The organism is Selenomonas sp. ND2010 (genome assembly GCF_000702005.1).
In the GTDB taxonomy this organism is placed as follows: domain Bacteria; phylum Bacillota; class Negativicutes; order Selenomonadales; family Selenomonadaceae; genus Selenomonas_A.
The window spans coordinates 22,226-37,166 of sequence record NZ_JNKI01000011.1; the positions used below are offsets into that span (position 1 = coordinate 22,226).

The 14,941-nt window shown below is 48.3% G+C and carries 18 protein-coding genes; 12 read left to right on the plus strand and 6 right to left on the minus strand.

The genetic code is table 11. From position 1 onward, the window contains the following. Window positions 1-47: 47 nt before the first annotated feature. Both T504_RS0105350 and T504_RS0105355 read right to left on the minus strand, forming a co-directional pair. On the minus strand, window positions 48-1,466 hold the full coding sequence (locus T504_RS0105350) for an alanine/glycine:cation symporter family protein (RefSeq protein WP_033170037.1): 1,419 nt from the start codon (window positions 1,464-1,466) through the stop codon (window positions 48-50). A gap of 240 nt (window positions 1,467-1,706) precedes the next feature. Beyond that, window positions 1,707-3,095, minus strand: a complete 1,389-nt coding sequence (locus T504_RS0105355; protein WP_033170038.1) for a pyruvate carboxylase subunit B — start codon at window positions 3,093-3,095, stop codon at window positions 1,707-1,709. A gap of 382 nt (window positions 3,096-3,477) precedes the next feature. On the opposite strand from T504_RS0105355, the gene T504_RS0105360 reads away from it, so the two are divergent. After that, the gene (locus tag T504_RS0105360; RefSeq protein WP_033170039.1) at window positions 3,478-4,089 is read left to right on the plus strand and encodes a hypothetical protein; all 612 of its coding nucleotides are present in this window, start codon (window positions 3,478-3,480) and stop codon (window positions 4,087-4,089) included. Between the two features lie 150 nt (window positions 4,090-4,239). After that, a complete protein-coding gene (locus T504_RS0105365; protein WP_051635217.1) occupies window positions 4,240-5,580 on the plus strand; it encodes a YjiH family protein in 1,341 nt (446 codons plus the stop codon). Window positions 5,581-5,704: 124 nt separating this feature from the next. Here T504_RS0105365 and T504_RS0105370 read toward each other — a convergent pair whose 3' ends face one another. Further along, entirely contained in the window at window positions 5,705-6,001 is a 297-nt protein-coding gene (locus T504_RS0105370; RefSeq protein WP_051635218.1) for a type 2 periplasmic-binding domain-containing protein, read from the minus strand. A gap of 161 nt (window positions 6,002-6,162) precedes the next feature. Here T504_RS0105370 and T504_RS15020 point away from each other — a divergent pair, with 161 nt between their 5' ends. The 5 genes from T504_RS15020 to T504_RS0105385 all read left to right on the plus strand — a co-directional run bounded on the left by T504_RS15020 (window position 6,163) and on the right by T504_RS0105385 (window position 9,176). Then, entirely contained in the window at window positions 6,163-6,294 is a 132-nt protein-coding gene (locus T504_RS15020; RefSeq protein WP_255327117.1) for a hypothetical protein, read from the plus strand. 75 nt (window positions 6,295-6,369) lie between these two features. Further along, complete coding sequence (locus T504_RS0105375) at window positions 6,370-7,047, plus strand: M15 family metallopeptidase (protein WP_051635219.1); 678 nt, start codon at window positions 6,370-6,372, stop codon at window positions 7,045-7,047. Between the two features lie 110 nt (window positions 7,048-7,157). Continuing rightward, window positions 7,158-8,663 carry an FAD-dependent oxidoreductase gene (locus T504_RS0105380; RefSeq protein WP_051635220.1) on the plus strand — a complete coding sequence of 502 codons (1,506 nt, stop codon included), beginning with the start codon at window positions 7,158-7,160 and terminating at the stop codon, window positions 8,661-8,663. Window positions 8,664-8,774: 111 nt separating this feature from the next. After that, entirely contained in the window at window positions 8,775-8,906 is a 132-nt protein-coding gene (locus T504_RS15085; RefSeq protein ID WP_081823383.1) for an MBL fold metallo-hydrolase, read from the plus strand. Window positions 8,907-8,939: 33 nt separating this feature from the next. After that, on the plus strand, window positions 8,940-9,176 hold the full coding sequence (locus T504_RS0105385; protein WP_033170041.1) for a hypothetical protein: 237 nt from the start codon (window positions 8,940-8,942) through the stop codon (window positions 9,174-9,176). A 19-nt stretch (window positions 9,177-9,195) separates the two neighbouring features. Here the strand turns inward: T504_RS0105385 and T504_RS0105390 are convergent, their stop codons facing one another. Next, window positions 9,196-9,657, minus strand: a complete 462-nt coding sequence (locus T504_RS0105390; RefSeq protein ID WP_033170042.1) for a methylated-DNA--[protein]-cysteine S-methyltransferase — start codon at window positions 9,655-9,657, stop codon at window positions 9,196-9,198. Between the two features lie 120 nt (window positions 9,658-9,777). Between T504_RS0105390 and T504_RS0105395 the strand changes: the two genes are divergently transcribed. The 4 genes from T504_RS0105395 (at window position 9,778) to T504_RS0105410 (ending at window position 13,372) form a co-directional block, all read left to right on the plus strand. Further along, the gene (locus tag T504_RS0105395) at window positions 9,778-11,688 is read left to right on the plus strand and encodes a CocE/NonD family hydrolase (protein ID WP_051635221.1); all 1,911 of its coding nucleotides are present in this window, start codon (window positions 9,778-9,780) and stop codon (window positions 11,686-11,688) included. A 216-nt stretch (window positions 11,689-11,904) separates the two neighbouring features. Continuing rightward, window positions 11,905-12,450: a ferritin family protein gene (locus tag T504_RS0105400; RefSeq protein WP_033170043.1), complete on the plus strand. Its 546-nt coding sequence runs from the start codon at window positions 11,905-11,907 to the stop codon at window positions 12,448-12,450. Between the two features lie 214 nt (window positions 12,451-12,664). Then, window positions 12,665-12,844 carry a hypothetical protein gene (locus T504_RS0105405; protein WP_033170044.1) on the plus strand — a complete coding sequence of 60 codons (180 nt, stop codon included), beginning with the start codon at window positions 12,665-12,667 and terminating at the stop codon, window positions 12,842-12,844. Window positions 12,845-12,985: 141 nt separating this feature from the next. After that, on the plus strand, window positions 12,986-13,372 hold the full coding sequence (locus tag T504_RS0105410; RefSeq protein WP_231473863.1) for a VOC family protein: 387 nt from the start codon (window positions 12,986-12,988) through the stop codon (window positions 13,370-13,372). Window positions 13,373-13,451: 79 nt separating this feature from the next. Here the strand turns inward: T504_RS0105410 and T504_RS0105415 are convergent, their stop codons facing one another. Continuing rightward, complete coding sequence (locus T504_RS0105415) at window positions 13,452-13,808, minus strand: cupin domain-containing protein (RefSeq protein ID WP_033170046.1); 357 nt, start codon at window positions 13,806-13,808, stop codon at window positions 13,452-13,454. 219 nt (window positions 13,809-14,027) lie between these two features. On the opposite strand from T504_RS0105415, the gene T504_RS0105420 reads away from it, so the two are divergent. After that, on the plus strand, window positions 14,028-14,471 hold the full coding sequence (locus T504_RS0105420) for an Rrf2 family transcriptional regulator (protein WP_033170047.1): 444 nt from the start codon (window positions 14,028-14,030) through the stop codon (window positions 14,469-14,471). A 106-nt stretch (window positions 14,472-14,577) separates the two neighbouring features. Here the strand turns inward: T504_RS0105420 and T504_RS14760 are convergent, their stop codons facing one another. Next, on the minus strand, window positions 14,578-14,928 hold the full coding sequence (locus T504_RS14760; protein WP_081823385.1) for an HAD family hydrolase: 351 nt from the start codon (window positions 14,926-14,928) through the stop codon (window positions 14,578-14,580). Window positions 14,929-14,941 lie beyond the last annotated feature (13 nt).

A 14,941-nucleotide genomic window follows, 5' to 3' on the forward strand; every position in this document is an offset into this window, starting at 1 on the left:
GGCCGGGCTATCGATGCGGATAGTCCGGCCTTTTTGTTTATGCGTATTTATTTTTTATCGACGCCCCAGGCATGGATGCCGGTTTCGTCACCGAGGATGGCTGGGTCAAATACCGGCTCGGTGATGCCGCGGCGTTTCTGGTCGAGGTAGTCAGCCAGCGTGATGCGGACGCGTTTGCTGAGACGGGCGATTGCGTAGAGGTTAGTCAGGCACAAAAAGCCCATGAAGAGGTCGGCAAGGTTCCAGACCAGCGAGAGCTCTGCGACGCTGCCGAAGAATACCATGGCGACGCAGAGGAGGCGGAAAACGTTCAGGGACGTCTTGGATTTCTTCTCGAAGAAGGCGATGTTGATTTCGCCGTAGTAGTAGTTGCCGCAGATGGAGCTGAAGGCAAACATCATGATCATGATGGATACGCAAATCGGTGCCAGGGCGCCAAAGATGCTGGCAAGCGATGCCTGCGCGAGCGCGGCACCGGTTACTTCGCCACCGATGACATACTGGCCCGAGAGCAGGATGATGAAAGCGGAAGCGGAGCAAACGAGCCAGGTATCGACGTAGACACCAAAGGCCTGGACAAGCCCCTGTTTTACTGGATGAGTGACATCAGCCGTAGCTGCTGCATTCGGTACGGAGCCTTCGCCGGCTTCGTTGGAGAACAGGCCGCGCTTGACGCCCGTGAGGATGGCCGAGCCGAGACCGCCGCCGACTGCTGCCTGCGGGGAGAACGCATCATGTACGATCAGGGCAAACATGCCCGGAACTTTATCGAGATTGAAGAGAATAACGGCAATGGCCGTCAGGATGTAGAGGCCAGCCATGATGGGGACCAGGAACTCCGTGAATTTTGCGATACGGGTCATGCCGCCGAAGATGACAAGTGCGGTAAGGACACAGAGGATGACGGCCGTGCCAATCTGCGGGATGCCGAAAGCGTTCTGGACCGAAAGCGCGATGGTGTTGGACTGTACGGAGTTGTAGATAAGACCATAGGTGATGGCGATGAGAATCGCAAAGAGCTTAGCGACACCAGGCTGCTTGAGGGCATTCTGGATGTAGTAAGCCGGGCCGCCGTGGAAGGCGTTGTTGCCGCGCGGCAATTTGTAAATCTGAGCTAAGGTACTCTCGACAAATCCGGTTGCGCAACCGATGAATGCGATAACCCACATCCAGAAAATAGCACCCGGGCCGCCGGTAACGATTGCGATAGCCACACCAGCAATGTTGCCGACACCGACACGGGAAGCAGTGGAAACGCAGAATGCCTGGAAGGAGCTGATGGATTTGCCCTTCGTTTTTTCGCCGATACCATCGGTCAGCAGGCGAACCATTTCTGGCAACATGCGCAGCTGGACGAACTTTGTCGACAGTGTGAACCAAAGGCCGCAGCCGACGAGTACGGCAATGAGCACGTACGACCAGAGGACGTTGTTGACCTCATTGACAACAGTGTTTAATAGATCCATGAATAATACCTCTTTTCCAATAAAATAAGCCTTTTGTTCCTATCACAAAAAGAGCACACGTCACCCATGTACCGGATAGTCGCAAAAGGCGCCATTGCCTTAAATATAATAATTTTTACATATCTATTATATCGGCAAGGATTAGTAACTGTCAAGTTTGTGTTAGTTTGTATACAAAAAACAGTCCCGCAAAACTGCGGGGCTGCTGACTTATAGGATAACAGGAGGTGGCAAGTATTATCAGGCTTTCTTGTAAGCCGTGATTTTCTGGTAGTGATTCTGGAAGAACTCTTCTGCGACCTGTGGGAACAGTGCGTAGGAGAGGACGTCCTCCTCAGACGGATTTAAATAGCCCTTCTCTTTGAGTTCGGTTTCGAACTCAGCGAAGGTTTTTGCCTTAGCGTCTTCGACGGAGCAATCTTCGATGATGTCCTCTGGAGCAATACCAAGTGTCTTTGTGAGGAAGTCACGATCGATAGCGACCGGCGTACGGCCAAATTTGCCACGGGCGAGGTCTTTGAATTCTTTCGGAACCATCTTATAGCGCTCGCCGCTCATGACGTTGAACGTAGCCATCGTGCCGACAATCTGTGAGGACGGCGTAACAAGCGGCGGATAGCCGAGGTCTTTGCGGACGCGCGGCATCTCATCGAGAAGCTCCTGGTATTTGTCTTCCATGCCGGCTTCCTTGAGCTGGTTGGCAAGATTCGAGAGCATGCCGCCCGGAATCTGGAAGTCGAGGACGTTTGGATTGATATCGAAATAGCCTTTGAGGTTGAATTCTTCAATGATGCGTTTCTTGACGCTGAGGAAGTGTTTGGAAATCGGCGTGAGTTTCTGGACGTCGATGCCCGTATCGTATTCGGTGCCTTCGAGGGCGCGAACCATCGTTTCTGTGCATGGCTGGGAGGTGTCAGAGGAGAACGGAGCAAGGGCAGTATCGATGATATCGACACCCGCTTCGATAGCTTTGAGGTATGTAGCATGGCCGAAACCGGACGTGCAGTGCGTATGGAGCTCGACTGGGATGTCGAGGGCAGCCTTGAGTTTTTTGACGAGGTCTTCGGCTACATACGGTTTTAAAAGACCGGACATATCCTTGATGCAGACGGAATGGCAGCCCATATCCTGCAACTCTTTCGCGAGTTCGACGAATTTTTCGTTCGTATGAACCGGGCTGATGGTATAGACGAGACAGCCCTGTACTTCGGGTTTTTCCGGACAATGGAGTGCTGCATTGATGGCAACTTTGAGGTTGCGGACATCGTTTAAGGCATCGAAAATACGGAATACGCCGACACCGTGCTCGGATGCTTTCTGAACGAATTTTTCCACGACGTCATTGGAGTAGTGATTGTAGCCCAAAAGATTCTGACCGCGAAGAAGCATCTGAATCGGTGTGTTGAGGTTGGCTTTCAACGTATCAAGGCGTTCCCAGGGATCCTCCCCAAGGAAACGCAGGCACGTATCAAACGTTGCACCGCCCCAGGCTTCCAGTGCTTTATAACCAACCGCATCCAGTGCCTCCAGCTGTGGGAGCATATCTTCGATGCGCATTCGCGTGGCACACAAAGACTGATGACCATCACGAAGGACTGTCTCCATAATCTGAACTGGGTTCTTTGCCATAATGAAACACTCTCCTCTAAAATTATTAACTCATAAGCATAGCTTATGGATGATTTTAGCAAAAACAGTGAAAACTTAGCCGGAAAAACAACTTCAAAGCCGCATAAAAACTAGAATTTTCATGAATCAGCCATAATTATCATCTCAAGAATAGTATAGGTACTAAAATGTTCTTTGTCAATGGAAAACGTGATTGTTTTCCCATTCTATAACTAATTTGAATCGTTATTTGCAATTGTTGTGATATAGTTATTATTGATTGTAGGGCGGAGGATAAAGGATGATTATCGTATTACTGGAAATAGTTTTGAAAAAATGAGCGTTGTCCTGTATAATCAATAGGGTTAGATTTTTAAATATATATAGATAGGAAGACTGCATAATGTTTCGTATGATAAAGGTTAAGGCTATTATTGCTGGCATTTTGATTTTACTGTTGCTGGGTGGAGTCGTTTTGTTTGGCTTGGTCAAGATTTCGCGGGAGCGATTGCTGGCTGAGACCTTGGAAAAGGGCAAGGCAATGCTGGCCGAGGAGGACTACCAATCGGCCCGGGTGTATCTGTCCCTGTTTGAGGATGAAGGGCAGAAAAGCCTTGGCTATAATCTCTATGGGTATGTGTCCGCAGAGATCGCCTATCGGGTCTATCTGGGCAATGGTGATATCAATAAGCTTCAGGTGGCTAGCGATTATCTGTCAGCGATTAACATGAATGACCTTGGCGGATATGGCAGTAATGCCAAAGAGTTGAAAAAGACAGTAGAGGACTGTTTAACCTCTTACGAGGAGCAAGTCCAGGCGCAGGAACAGGCTGCGGCTGATGCAGCAGCTGCTGCTGAAGCGAAGGCAAAGGGAAAACAGGAAGCAGTGAAAAATGGCAAGGCAGAAAAGGCTGTTGTGCCGGAAAAACAAGAGAAAACAGTTCCTGCAACTAAAGCCGCCCAGCCGCCTAAGGCACCTGCTGGACAGGAAACTAAGGCTGCACCGAAAAAATAACGGAGAAATTGCATAATCATACAGTTTTTCTTGCAAAAAATAAATAATGCTGTATAATAATTACTGCACATGAATAAAACGCAACGACATTTCATAAAATAAGCGCTACTATGAAATGTCGTTGCTTATTTTATGAAAGAAGGTACAAGGATGGAAGGCGTAAAGGAATATTCCTGGAAAGAAACGGCAAAATTTCTGCTTTGCTCGGGCTTTGGCTGTTTTATGTTTCTGTTCCCGGTAAGTGGGGGACAAAGTGATTTCAACACGACTTTGTCGGTGTTGACGGAAATGCTTGATAAGGCTATCCAGGCGAATCTACCATGGCTGTTGACGGCAATTGTGGTATTTTCTTCGGTAGGGGCATTGATCGGGCAAGTTTGGAAACCGGCTTTCTTGCGGAAGCATGAATGGTTGGCAGGGCTCTTGTGGGTATCGAAACCTTATATGGTGACGCGGCTGGTGGCTATGTTCGTCACGCTGTGCGTGGTGCTGGGCGTTGGTCCTGAAGCTGTTCGCAGTGCTGACGTAGGCGAAAGTATGGTGGGGCTTTCCCAGACGCTGGTAGCCTTAGCTGTAACGCTGAGTTTTGTATTGCCGTTTTTGACGGATTGCGGCATCATGGAATTTACAGGAATCTTGTTGAAACCATTGATTCGCCCACTGTTTCATGTTCCAGGCCGTGCGTCGGTCGATCTCATTGCTTCCTGGCTGGCATCGTCCAATACGGCGGTGCTGATCACGGGAAATCAGTACAATAGCGGTTTTTACAGCAAACGTGAGGCAGCGTCTATTATGACGAATTTCTCGCTGGTGTCGATTCCGTTCTGCATGGTTGTAGCGGAAACCCTTCATGTCACGTCGCATTTTCTGCTGCTTTATGGTTCTGTTACGATTATTGGTCTGATACTGGCGGCAATTGGTGTTCGCATCCGTCCGTTGAAATCCATTCCGGATACGTTTCATGGGGAAAAGAAAATCAACGAAGAAGTGCCTAAAGATGCTTCGCTCGTTCGTTGGGCGTGGACTGAGGCGTTGGGACGAGCTGCGAAATTCCGTCTTGCCGAAGCCTTAAAGGCCGGTGGTAAAATGACAATCGGTATCGTGCTGGATCTCATTCCTATCGTTATCGCTTGGGGAACCATTGGTACACTGTTGGTAAATGAGACGAGCATCATGCAGTGGATTTCCTATCCTATGGGGGCTTATATGAGCCTTCTGGGGATTGAAGGGGCATTCCAGATTGCACCAGCAACCTTGGTGGGGTTTATCGATATGTTTATCCCGGCGTTGATTACCAGCCAGGATTTGCCGGAAACCACGCGATTCCTCGTAGCAGGGCTTTCTTTGGTGCAGATTATCTATCTGACTGAAGTGGGAAGTATCATCGTTAAATCCGGTGTTGGGCTGGATTTCAAGAAACTATTTATTATTTTCCTGGAACGTACGATTATTGCAATCCCTTTGTTTGTGCTGGTAACAAAATTGTTATAATGCTGGCAGGCGTTAAATGGTGCTTCGCAGCTGCTTTCGCTTAAAGATGAAGAAATACATTCTGGCGCGAGGAACTTCTGTACCGCATAGCTGCCGGGAGCGCATAGCCGTGCTCAATAAAAAATTAAATGGACATGGCGGCGGTAACGATATGATGATCGCTGGAAAAGACATGTTTCAACAAATAGGGTGGAATATCGATAATCTGGCGATAGGGCCAGAAATCCGCAGAGGAGACGCTTTTTGGGCGTCTCTTTTTGCATTTCTGCGCTAATAGATGCTGCTTATTTACCACACGGACAAAGGCATCATCGCAGAGCTTTTGAAAGGCAATCGCATCATCGTGGAACTTGGCATCTTTCATGCCGATGACCAGATCCAGCTGGTTGGTGGCTAGGCGGTGCAGTAAATGCAGCAGCAACTTTGCATTATTTTATGCAGCAGCCGGGAATTTATGAAAGCACTACCCCCTATGGCAACAATGAAAAAGCCGGCCATTATGTACAGGCCGGCGATGGAAGGTTTTTTGCAGGTTGACCGGTCAAATTTGACAGGCACTGATTGAAAAAGGAGTTATTGAACATGAATAACAGCGAGGAAAAACGATTACTGATTGCGTTTGAAACGATGATCAATACAGCGGATGAAGCTTTGGCGGAAAAACTGATTGCTTATCAGGAAAATGCCGATATTATGAAACCGGAAATTATTTAACGCAAGCAGGTAAAAGCCGTTGCTGTAGCGAATATAGTCGATGGTATTTTATTGAATAGAAAGAGGCGTGAAATTGTGAAATCGTTTAAGAAAAAACTGTTGGTTGGTGCATTATCGGCTATGGTATGTTGCAGCTTCGCTTATGAAGCTGAGGCAGCGGATAGTATGGAAGTCAGCCAAATTGGTACGAGCCAAAGTGTAGATTATTTGGTATTCGTCAACAAAACACACAAGCTGCCGGATGATTATGAGGCAAAACTGCCGCTGCTTACCGTGAGGAATTCGTTTGGACGGGAGTTTCAGATTGAGCCGGAAACTTATCGGCACTTTGAGCAACTGCGCACGGCGCTGAAACAGAAGGGAATTCAGGTTGAACTGGATTCGGTATATCGGAGCGTAGCCCGCCAAAAGGAAATCGTGGCGGAATTTACCCAAAAGTATGGAGCCGATTATGTAAAACAGTATGTAGCAGTTCCGGGATATTCCGAGCACCATACCGGATTGGCTGTCGATATCTGCCTGGTAGTGGATGGAAAGGTTATCGATGATAACGATGAAATGATAGCGCAGAAGGAAATTTTTGCCCAAATCCATCCGCTGTTGGCCGAATATGGCTTTATCCTACGTTATCCTCAGGGAAAGGAAAGTATCACAGGCTACAGTTACGAGCCTTGGCATTTCCGTTATGTTGGCAAGGAAACTGCAAAGAAAATCAGTGATGAGAGTTTGGTTTTAGAAGAATATTTAAAGTGAATTCCTCATGGGCGTCATCTGTCATCAGGGGCATGCGAATCTGAAGGAATAATTGTATTGCTAATAAGGAAATTTAGGAAAAATGCAGATTTGTACGAGGAGTGAACACAATGGAAAAATCCTTTTCAATTCCGATTTCCCGGCGAGATTTTATGAAGATGGCAGGCTTGGCTGCGGCAGGAGCACTGGCTGGCAGTGCAGTCGGTACGCCGGAAAATGTGCTGGCAGCGCCGAATGATAGAAAGATGGGAACCATGATTTATGCAGGCAAGGAAATTCCTGTGTTATATTCCGTGGATGTATGTGTCGCAGGCGGCGGTCCTTCGGGGACAGCGGCGGCTGTGATGTCATCCCGGAATGGTGCCAAAACCGTGCTCGTGGAGCGTGGTGTAGCATTAGGGGGACTGGCGGTATTGGGCTGTGTTTATCCTTTTATGGATACCTTTGCGCCGGACAGCGATACGCCTTATGTAGCGGAAGTGAAGGAACGGCTGCGCAAACACGGCATTGAGCCTTTTGATGGCGTGACGCAGCAAACCTGGCACAATCCGGAGATACTGTCACTCATTTATGATGAAATGTGTGAAGAAGCAGGCGTGGAGGTTCTGTATCATACCGTGTTGGTCGATACCATTCAGCATGGTTCGGTCATGGAAGCATGCATTGTCCAAACCATTGCTGGTTTGGCGGCTATCCGCGCCAAGACATTTATTGACAGCACGGGGGACGCATTTTTGTCCCGTGCGGCAGGTGTTCCTTATGAGCGCGGCTATGAAAAGACAGGCAACAACCAGCCCTTGTCTTTCCGTTTTGAAATGGGCGGCATAGACGTAGACAGGCTTTATCAGCATGTGGCAGTGGAGCTTAAAGAGGATTGGTGCAAGTCCAAGCCCCCGTATTTTGAAATTGCTGAAGCTATGCACCGCAAACAGAGATATAAGCTGGAAGACTTGATGGCCGAGGGCGTGAAAAACGGGGAAATCACACAGGAAGAAGCAGAATACATGCAGGCTTATACCATCCTTGGCAAAAACGGGGTTATGAGTATGAACTGCCCGGAAATTCCCGTGAAGTTCTCAGCCTCTGATCCGGTTTCTTATAGCAAGGCAGTAGCCTATGGCCGCAAGATGATGCATAATATCGCAAACTATCTGATTCGCCATTTGCCAGGCTTTGAGAAGGCCTTTATCAGCCGCGAAGCAGCTATGTTGGGGGCACGGGAATCCTGGCGTATTCGTGGTAAGTACTATCTGGTCGAAGATGATTACCACAATCAGAGCCGCTTTGCCGATGCCGTCTGCCGCACAGCCTGGTTTATTGATGCGCATGGCGAAAAGGTTTCGGAAAAACTGCCTAAGGGTGCTTTCTATGAAATTCCCTATGGTTCTTTAATCACGGAGCAGATAGAAAATCTGCTGGTGACCGGACGTTGCATCAGTGCCAGTTTTATCCTGCAGGCGTCCATGCGCATCCAACCAACCTGCATGAGTATTGGGGAAGCGGCAGGTATCGCAGCAGCTTGGGGAGTTACGCATAAAATCGCTGCTAATGCCATCAAGTGGGAGGAGATACCGGCTGACAAGCGCAGCTATGTATCAGCCAATACGAAAAGTTGAAATTAACCGGATAAAATCTGCAAGCGCATGGAGAATTGATGAAATGATGGACATTCTCTGTTTAGGTGTCTAAGTAAAGTTCCTTTCTGTATGTTATCATAATGCTTATACATCCAGCCTCAGGATATTGACTATGTACTGCTGACGCATTTGCATTCGGATCATGCCAGTGGCCTGCGGCAGTTGAAAGCGGCGAAGCATATCCTCGTAAGTGAGGAAGATTCCCGAGCATATGACCGGTAAATTGGTCAATGAATCGTAAATGGAACGTCAAAGATGCATGATATATGGAATCCGTGGCATGGCTGCGAAAAAATCTGTCCCAGGGATAATATAAAACGCTCCAATGGTCAGCCTGTATGGCAGCATAAATGCGTAGAATGTCTGGGCTGCCTGCATATCTGTCCGGACAAAGCTATTGACTATGGCGACATAACCAAGGGGCGTAAACGGTACAGGCATAAAGAGGTGAAAGCCGCAGATTTACTGCGTGGCATATCAGCAGAAAAGTGAGTGTATAAAGTTTGCAGTGTTATTCTGCGCAGCCCTGCTCGAGTTTTAGCAGGGCTTGTTTCATTTCCAGGCCCCAGGCGTAACCAGTCAATGAGCCATTGCTGCCGATAACGCGGTGGCAGGGGATGAGGATGGCCAGGGGATTAGCACCTACAGCTTGGCCTGTTGCTTGCAAGGCACGTGGTTTACCGATAGCCTGGGCAATATCTTTGTAGGTAACTGTCTGTCCATAGGGAATTCGGGCAATTTGAGCCCAGACCTGCTTTTGAAAAGGTGTACCGGTAAGTTCATATGGCAGGGAAAAATCTGTACGCTTGCCGGCAAAGTATGCCTGCAACTGGGCATAGGCTTCGTCACTGAGGCATGTGGGATGATTTTTTTCGTCCTGTTGGGACACGAGGCTGATGCGGATAAGTGTTTCATTAGCTATGCCTGTTTTCAGCAGGCCAAATGGAGTTTGATAAAAAGCGTAAGTGGTCATAATGTTCTCCTTGCTTTATGATGAATAAGAAAATTAACAAAACAATACAAAAGTATTATAATGTATGATGGGAAAAAGATAAATATCTGTAATATAGGGGGCCATAGAATGAGGGGATCTATGCGTAAAATGTTTTGTCTGGGATTGGCGGCTTTATCCATGGGGATAGCAGTGCCGGGAACAATGGCGGCAGAAAAAGCAGCCATCAGCTTGCCACAGAAGATGGCCGGTGGTGAAACCGTAGAGGTTTATTATCGTAAAGGCTTGCCGGTTTCGGCAGCGCGTGCCCGTGCTGCCGGATTAAAACAGGAAAAGATGGTTCTGAAAGCAGGTTCTATCCGCCGGGAGGGTTCCAAGCCTCTTACCTGCGATATTTTGTTTGAAAAAGATGTGCCAGTCACTTTGCGTGACGGTACGGTTATCTATACAGATATTTTCCGGCCGGTAGATGAGGCAAAGCATCCGGCCATCATGGCCTGGAGCCCTTACGGCAAGGAAATCGGCGGCCAATGGCTTGACGATGTGCCGGGACGGGCTGGTGTACCGCAGGCGGCAACTTCCGGCTTGGAAAAATTCGAAGCGCCGGACCCGGCCTATTGGGTGGCGCAGGGCTATGTCATCATCAATCCCGACAGCCGTGGGGCATACCATTCGGAGGGCAATTTAAACTATTGGGGCAGCCAGAATTCCCAGGATGGCTATGATACGATCGAGTGGGCAGCCCAGCAGCCTTGGAGCAATGGCAAAATAGGCATGTCCGGCAACTCCTGGCTGACGGTTTCGCAGTGGTTTATCGCAGGCGAGCAGCCACCGCATTTAGCTGCCATTGCACCATGGGAGGGCTTTGTCGATCATTTCCGCGAAACGGCTAATCGCGGCGGCATTCCGAATCCCGTATTCCCAGAGGGGATTTTTGAAACCTTCGCCAGCCAAAATTATATTGAGGACCAGCCGCGTATGGTGGTGACGCATACCTTGCTCGATGCCTATTGGCAGGATAAGATTGCCAAACTGCAGAATATCCATATTCCGGCCTATGTGGTAGCCAGCTTCACCAATCCGGTGCATACACACGGTACCTTTGCCGGTTTCCGTCAGATTCCCAGCAAAGATAAATGGCTGCGTGTGCACAATACCAATGAGTGGGCTGACTATTATCAGCCGGAACATGTGGAAGATTTGCGCAAGTTCTTCGATCATTATTTAAAAGGCGTAGCCAATGACTGGGAAAAGACGCCGCGGGTGCGGCTATCGGTCCTTGACCCTGGGCATAAAGATGTGGTGGACAGGGTCGAGCAGGAATTTCCTTTGGCTAGAACGCAGTATAAGAAATTATATCTGACTGGTCAACAGACTCTTAGCTGGGGAAAAGCGGCCAAAGAACAGGTGGTCAGCTACGATACGCAGGCTGAGCGGCCTGCTGTCGATTTTGTACTGACCTTTGACCAGGATATGGAATTGACGGGCTATATGAACCTGCATACGTATGTAGAGGCAGACGGTGCTGAGGATATGGAACTGCAGGTTACGGTGCAAAAACTCGATAAGGATGGCAAGGTTATCGCTGATCCCATCACGCGTATGCCCACCGTTTCCGAGGGCTATCTGCGAGTATCCCAGCGGGCCTTGGATAAGCATAAATCCACGCCGGCTGAGCCGGTCTTGAAACATACCCATGAGGATTTACTGGAAAAAGGCGAGATTGTGCCGGTGGATATTGGCATCTGGCCCATGGGCATGAAATACCATGCTGGCGAAAAACTGCAGCTGATTATAGCGGCCTACCAGCCGCCTAAGGCCGACAGTGTACCGCCGTTTGGTGTGGCAAAGATTGCTGTGCCTGAAAAGGGGTATACTTTTATGCCAGGTGAGAAGCCGGCCATGAAAATCTTGGGCGGCAATCATACCGAAGTCACTTACCCGAATCTTGCGGTCAAGGCACCAGCTACACGCAACAAAGGGAAACACCTTATCCATGTGGGTGGCAAATATGACAGCTATCTGTTAGTGCCAGTCGTGCCAGAAAAGTAAGAAGAAATACGTTAAAAATCCACGGGAGCATTGCTGCGCACCGTGGATTTTGCGGTGAAGATGTCTGCTATCAATACCACGGAAATAAAACTTTTACAAAAAAGATTGTAAAAAAACAAATAAAAGTCACATAGAGTTCACAAGGGGGCCGTATAATCAAAAGCGTGTTATAGGTAGTCACGATTATGTGTATGATAGGATAAAGGAGAGAGTGAAATGAGCTTACATGGTATCACGAAGGGAACCCCGCTGGAGAAAATGGCAGAAATGATGGCTTTGGGCGAAGCCAAGGGCACGATGATGTATTATACGCTGGCGCGCCTGGCTAAAGAGCAGGGGCTTGACGATGTGGCTGAGCAGTTTATCGAAGCCGCAAATCAGGAGGCAGTCCATGCCGGTTTCTATGCCACAGTAAACGGCATGCTGCCCAAGGATTTCTGGCAGCTCGTGCGCGGCTTGATGAGTGCAGAAACCAGCGGTGAAAAGAAGGTCAAGGCTATGGCCGATAAATTCCGCGAAGTAGGCCTTGCCGAAGCTGCCGACGAAATGGAAATCTTTGCCAAGCAGGAAGGCCATCATGGCGTTGTTTTGGCGAAGATTTTGGAAAAGCATTGCCCGGGACTTTTGGAAGCTGCCGGCAAGAAAATCTATGTCTGCTCGGTCTGCGGCTATGAGCATGTCGGTGACTTGGAGGCGGAACCGGATGATTTTGCCTGCCCGCTCTGTGGCCAGCCGAAGAAAGTATTTAAGCTGAAGGAGTGAGGGGACTTTTGACTGTGACAGATCAAGAAGTAATTCAGGCGTTTCATATCATGTGGGATAATTTTCCCGAACCGGTGACTATCACCCAGCGGAGCCGGGAAATCTCCACTTCAGCGTAGGCCGGGGGGGTTGAGTATCAGGAAATCAAACGCTAAAAAATAGCCTGACAGGGCGCATAGCTTTGTCAGGCTATTTTTTGCAGAGCAGGTAATCTTTGGCTGATGTCGAAGATTACCTTAAATATTTGTGTATTAATACGACCCAGTTTACCGACTATGACAAATATGAGTCTTCGATCTTCAATCCTAAGGCTAAAGCAGCCTATCGTGAGGAGATGTTCCCCCAGCAATGTGCAGCGGCTTATGAATTAGGGAAAAGTTTGCTTGAGCGCTAATTCCTAAATGTGATTTCTTGCCAAGAACATTGTTCATGCCTTTTCTTTAGTGGTTGTGTATAGGAAAGATGGTGCATAAAAAAGTGACAAGGAAGAAGATAATTGCCATAAGAATATAGGTCTTAAGAACAGGAGGTAACGATGATGACCCCAAAAGCATCTTATCTTGAACATGCGGCAGTGACCGTGGCAGATATCGAATGGAGTCTGAATTTTTTTCAGACGGTACTGGGCATGACGGAGACAAGGCGTAAGGAAAAGGATGGCGTTTTACAGCAGGTATGGCTGAAAGGCGGCCTGCAGCTGGTGGCTGCTCCGGAAGATCCAGCAGCAGGACGGGGGCACCACTTAGGCATTGTGGTGCAGGATTTCAAGGCGGCTTTGCAGGAAATGCTGGCCTATGAAGGTGTACGTCCCTTGGAAGGGAAGCCGGAAAAATGGGTGAAGCTTCCCGATGGCCTGGTGTTGGAACTGTTTCAGGAAAAGCCGGGAGCCATTGAGAAAGTGTTGGATATCGAAGTGAAATAATGGGCGCAAAAAAAGCCATCCATAAGCCAGCTGATTAATCGGTGCTTATGGATGGCTTTTGCTTATCACAATAACGGATTTACTGTTCTACTTCAGCGTCAGCTGCGGTGTATTCCTCCAGGGATTTTTCGCGTACCTGAATGCAGATATAGCTGATGCCTTCATCGGCAGACGCCGAGAATTGACGCCGTGCCGCCGGGGCGATGCGCAGCCAGTCACCGGCAGAAAGTTCTACGGTTTGCCCGTCAATTACAGCGGTGCCTTTGCCGGCCGTGATGAAGTAAATCTCCTCATTTTTCTTGTGGTAGTGTACAAAGGGAACGCCTGCTCCGGCAGGCAGGTTGTTGACGCTGATTTCTGCTCCCGTCAGATTCAATTTGTCATGCAGCTCGGTTCTGGCATCGTTTGCCACACTGATTTTGCTGAAATTTGCCATGTTAAATTCCTCCTAAAACATTGTAACAACATCGCTTACAATGAGAGGATAACATTTTATCGATGTAATGTCAATGGTTACAATGGAGAATTTTATGAAGTTTTCGCAGTGGATGCCATAAAGGCATATCAGCAGGTAAGATTGACATTTTATAAGTGATGTAATATGATAGGCTACAACCTTATATAGTAAGAAATAATGGTTTTAGGAGGTTCCTTCATGCAGTTTTCATTTCGTCTGCCGGTAGCAACGCATATATTGCTTTGTATAGAACGGTTCAAGGATGAGTACAAGACCACATCAACTTTTTTGGCGGGCAGTGTCAATGTCAATCCGGTTATTGTCCGGAAAACATTAGGCCAGCTCAAAGCTGCCGGCCTCGTGGAAGTGGCAGCTGGTGTCGGCGGGGCAAAACTTACCAAAAGCCCGAAAGACATCACCTTGTGGGATGTCTTCCAGGCTGTGGAAGAAGACGAAGACTTATTTCATTTTCAGGAGAATCCCAATCCTGCCTGTCCTGTGGGGCGGAATATTCATGGGGTTTTGGGGGAACGGCTTGAAGATGTCAGACAACATATGCTGGCTGATTTCAAGAAGGTCACCCTTGCCGATTTGTTGGAATCTATTGCAGTGAAAGAAGCAGAACAGGAGAAAAATAAATGATTGCCATAGCGGAATTAAAAACAGGTGTTATCTTCGGAGATAATAACACCTGCGAATATGTATATATGCCGGCCAGTGAAATAGGCGTGGAAAATTCCCTGTGCGTTTACGAAAACAATGGGCAGCGGTCTGAAGACCGCCGCTTACCAAGCAGGCCGTAGTGCATGCCTTGAAAGGCGTTACGGTAGTCTGCAAGTTCCGCCAGGCCGCGTCCTGTGCCTACGACAACCTCGACACCGCGTTCCATCAACTGCTTAATAGCCGCTGTCGTCTCGTCAGGAATCTGTTTGGCAGAATAAAGCAAAGTTTCGTCCAAATCGTAGTCTGCGGCACGCCGGAAATGGCAGCTGTAAGCAAGGAGAGCATTACGGGAGAATATATCGCACGCGAAATGAAAAATTAGCATGAAATAAATAATCCCCCATCCGCATGAAAAATTGCAGGATGGGGGATTCATTTTGCTTTGTTGG

Excerpts from the sequence above, each read along its gene's own strand:
- T504_RS0105350 (WP_033170037.1), bottom strand. The coding sequence starts at position 1,466 with ATGGATCTATTAAACACTGTTGTCAATGAGGTCAACAACGTCCTCTGG.
- T504_RS0105355 (WP_033170038.1), bottom strand. The coding sequence starts at position 3,095 with ATGGCAAAGAACCCAGTTCAGATTATGGAGACAGTCCTTCGTGATGGT.
- T504_RS0105360 (WP_033170039.1), top strand. The coding sequence starts at position 3,478 with ATGTTTCGTATGATAAAGGTTAAGGCTATTATTGCTGGCATTTTGATT.
- T504_RS0105365 (WP_051635217.1), top strand. The coding sequence starts at position 4,240 with ATGGAAGGCGTAAAGGAATATTCCTGGAAAGAAACGGCAAAATTTCTG.
- T504_RS15020 (WP_255327117.1), top strand. The coding sequence starts at position 6,163 with ATGAATAACAGCGAGGAAAAACGATTACTGATTGCGTTTGAAACGATG.
- T504_RS0105380 (WP_051635220.1), top strand. The coding sequence starts at position 7,158 with ATGGAAAAATCCTTTTCAATTCCGATTTCCCGGCGAGATTTTATGAAG.
- T504_RS0105385 (WP_033170041.1), top strand. The coding sequence starts at position 8,940 with ATGCATGATATATGGAATCCGTGGCATGGCTGCGAAAAAATCTGTCCC.
- T504_RS0105390 (WP_033170042.1), bottom strand. The coding sequence starts at position 9,657 with ATGACCACTTACGCTTTTTATCAAACTCCATTTGGCCTGCTGAAAACA.
- T504_RS0105395 (WP_051635221.1), top strand. The coding sequence starts at position 9,778 with ATGCGTAAAATGTTTTGTCTGGGATTGGCGGCTTTATCCATGGGGATA.
- T504_RS0105400 (WP_033170043.1), top strand. The coding sequence starts at position 11,905 with ATGAGCTTACATGGTATCACGAAGGGAACCCCGCTGGAGAAAATGGCA.
- T504_RS0105410 (WP_231473863.1), top strand. The coding sequence starts at position 12,986 with ATGATGACCCCAAAAGCATCTTATCTTGAACATGCGGCAGTGACCGTG.
- T504_RS0105415 (WP_033170046.1), bottom strand. The coding sequence starts at position 13,808 with ATGGCAAATTTCAGCAAAATCAGTGTGGCAAACGATGCCAGAACCGAG.
- T504_RS0105420 (WP_033170047.1), top strand. The coding sequence starts at position 14,028 with ATGCAGTTTTCATTTCGTCTGCCGGTAGCAACGCATATATTGCTTTGT.
- T504_RS14760 (WP_081823385.1), bottom strand. The coding sequence starts at position 14,928 with ATGAATCCCCCATCCTGCAATTTTTCATGCGGATGGGGGATTATTTAT.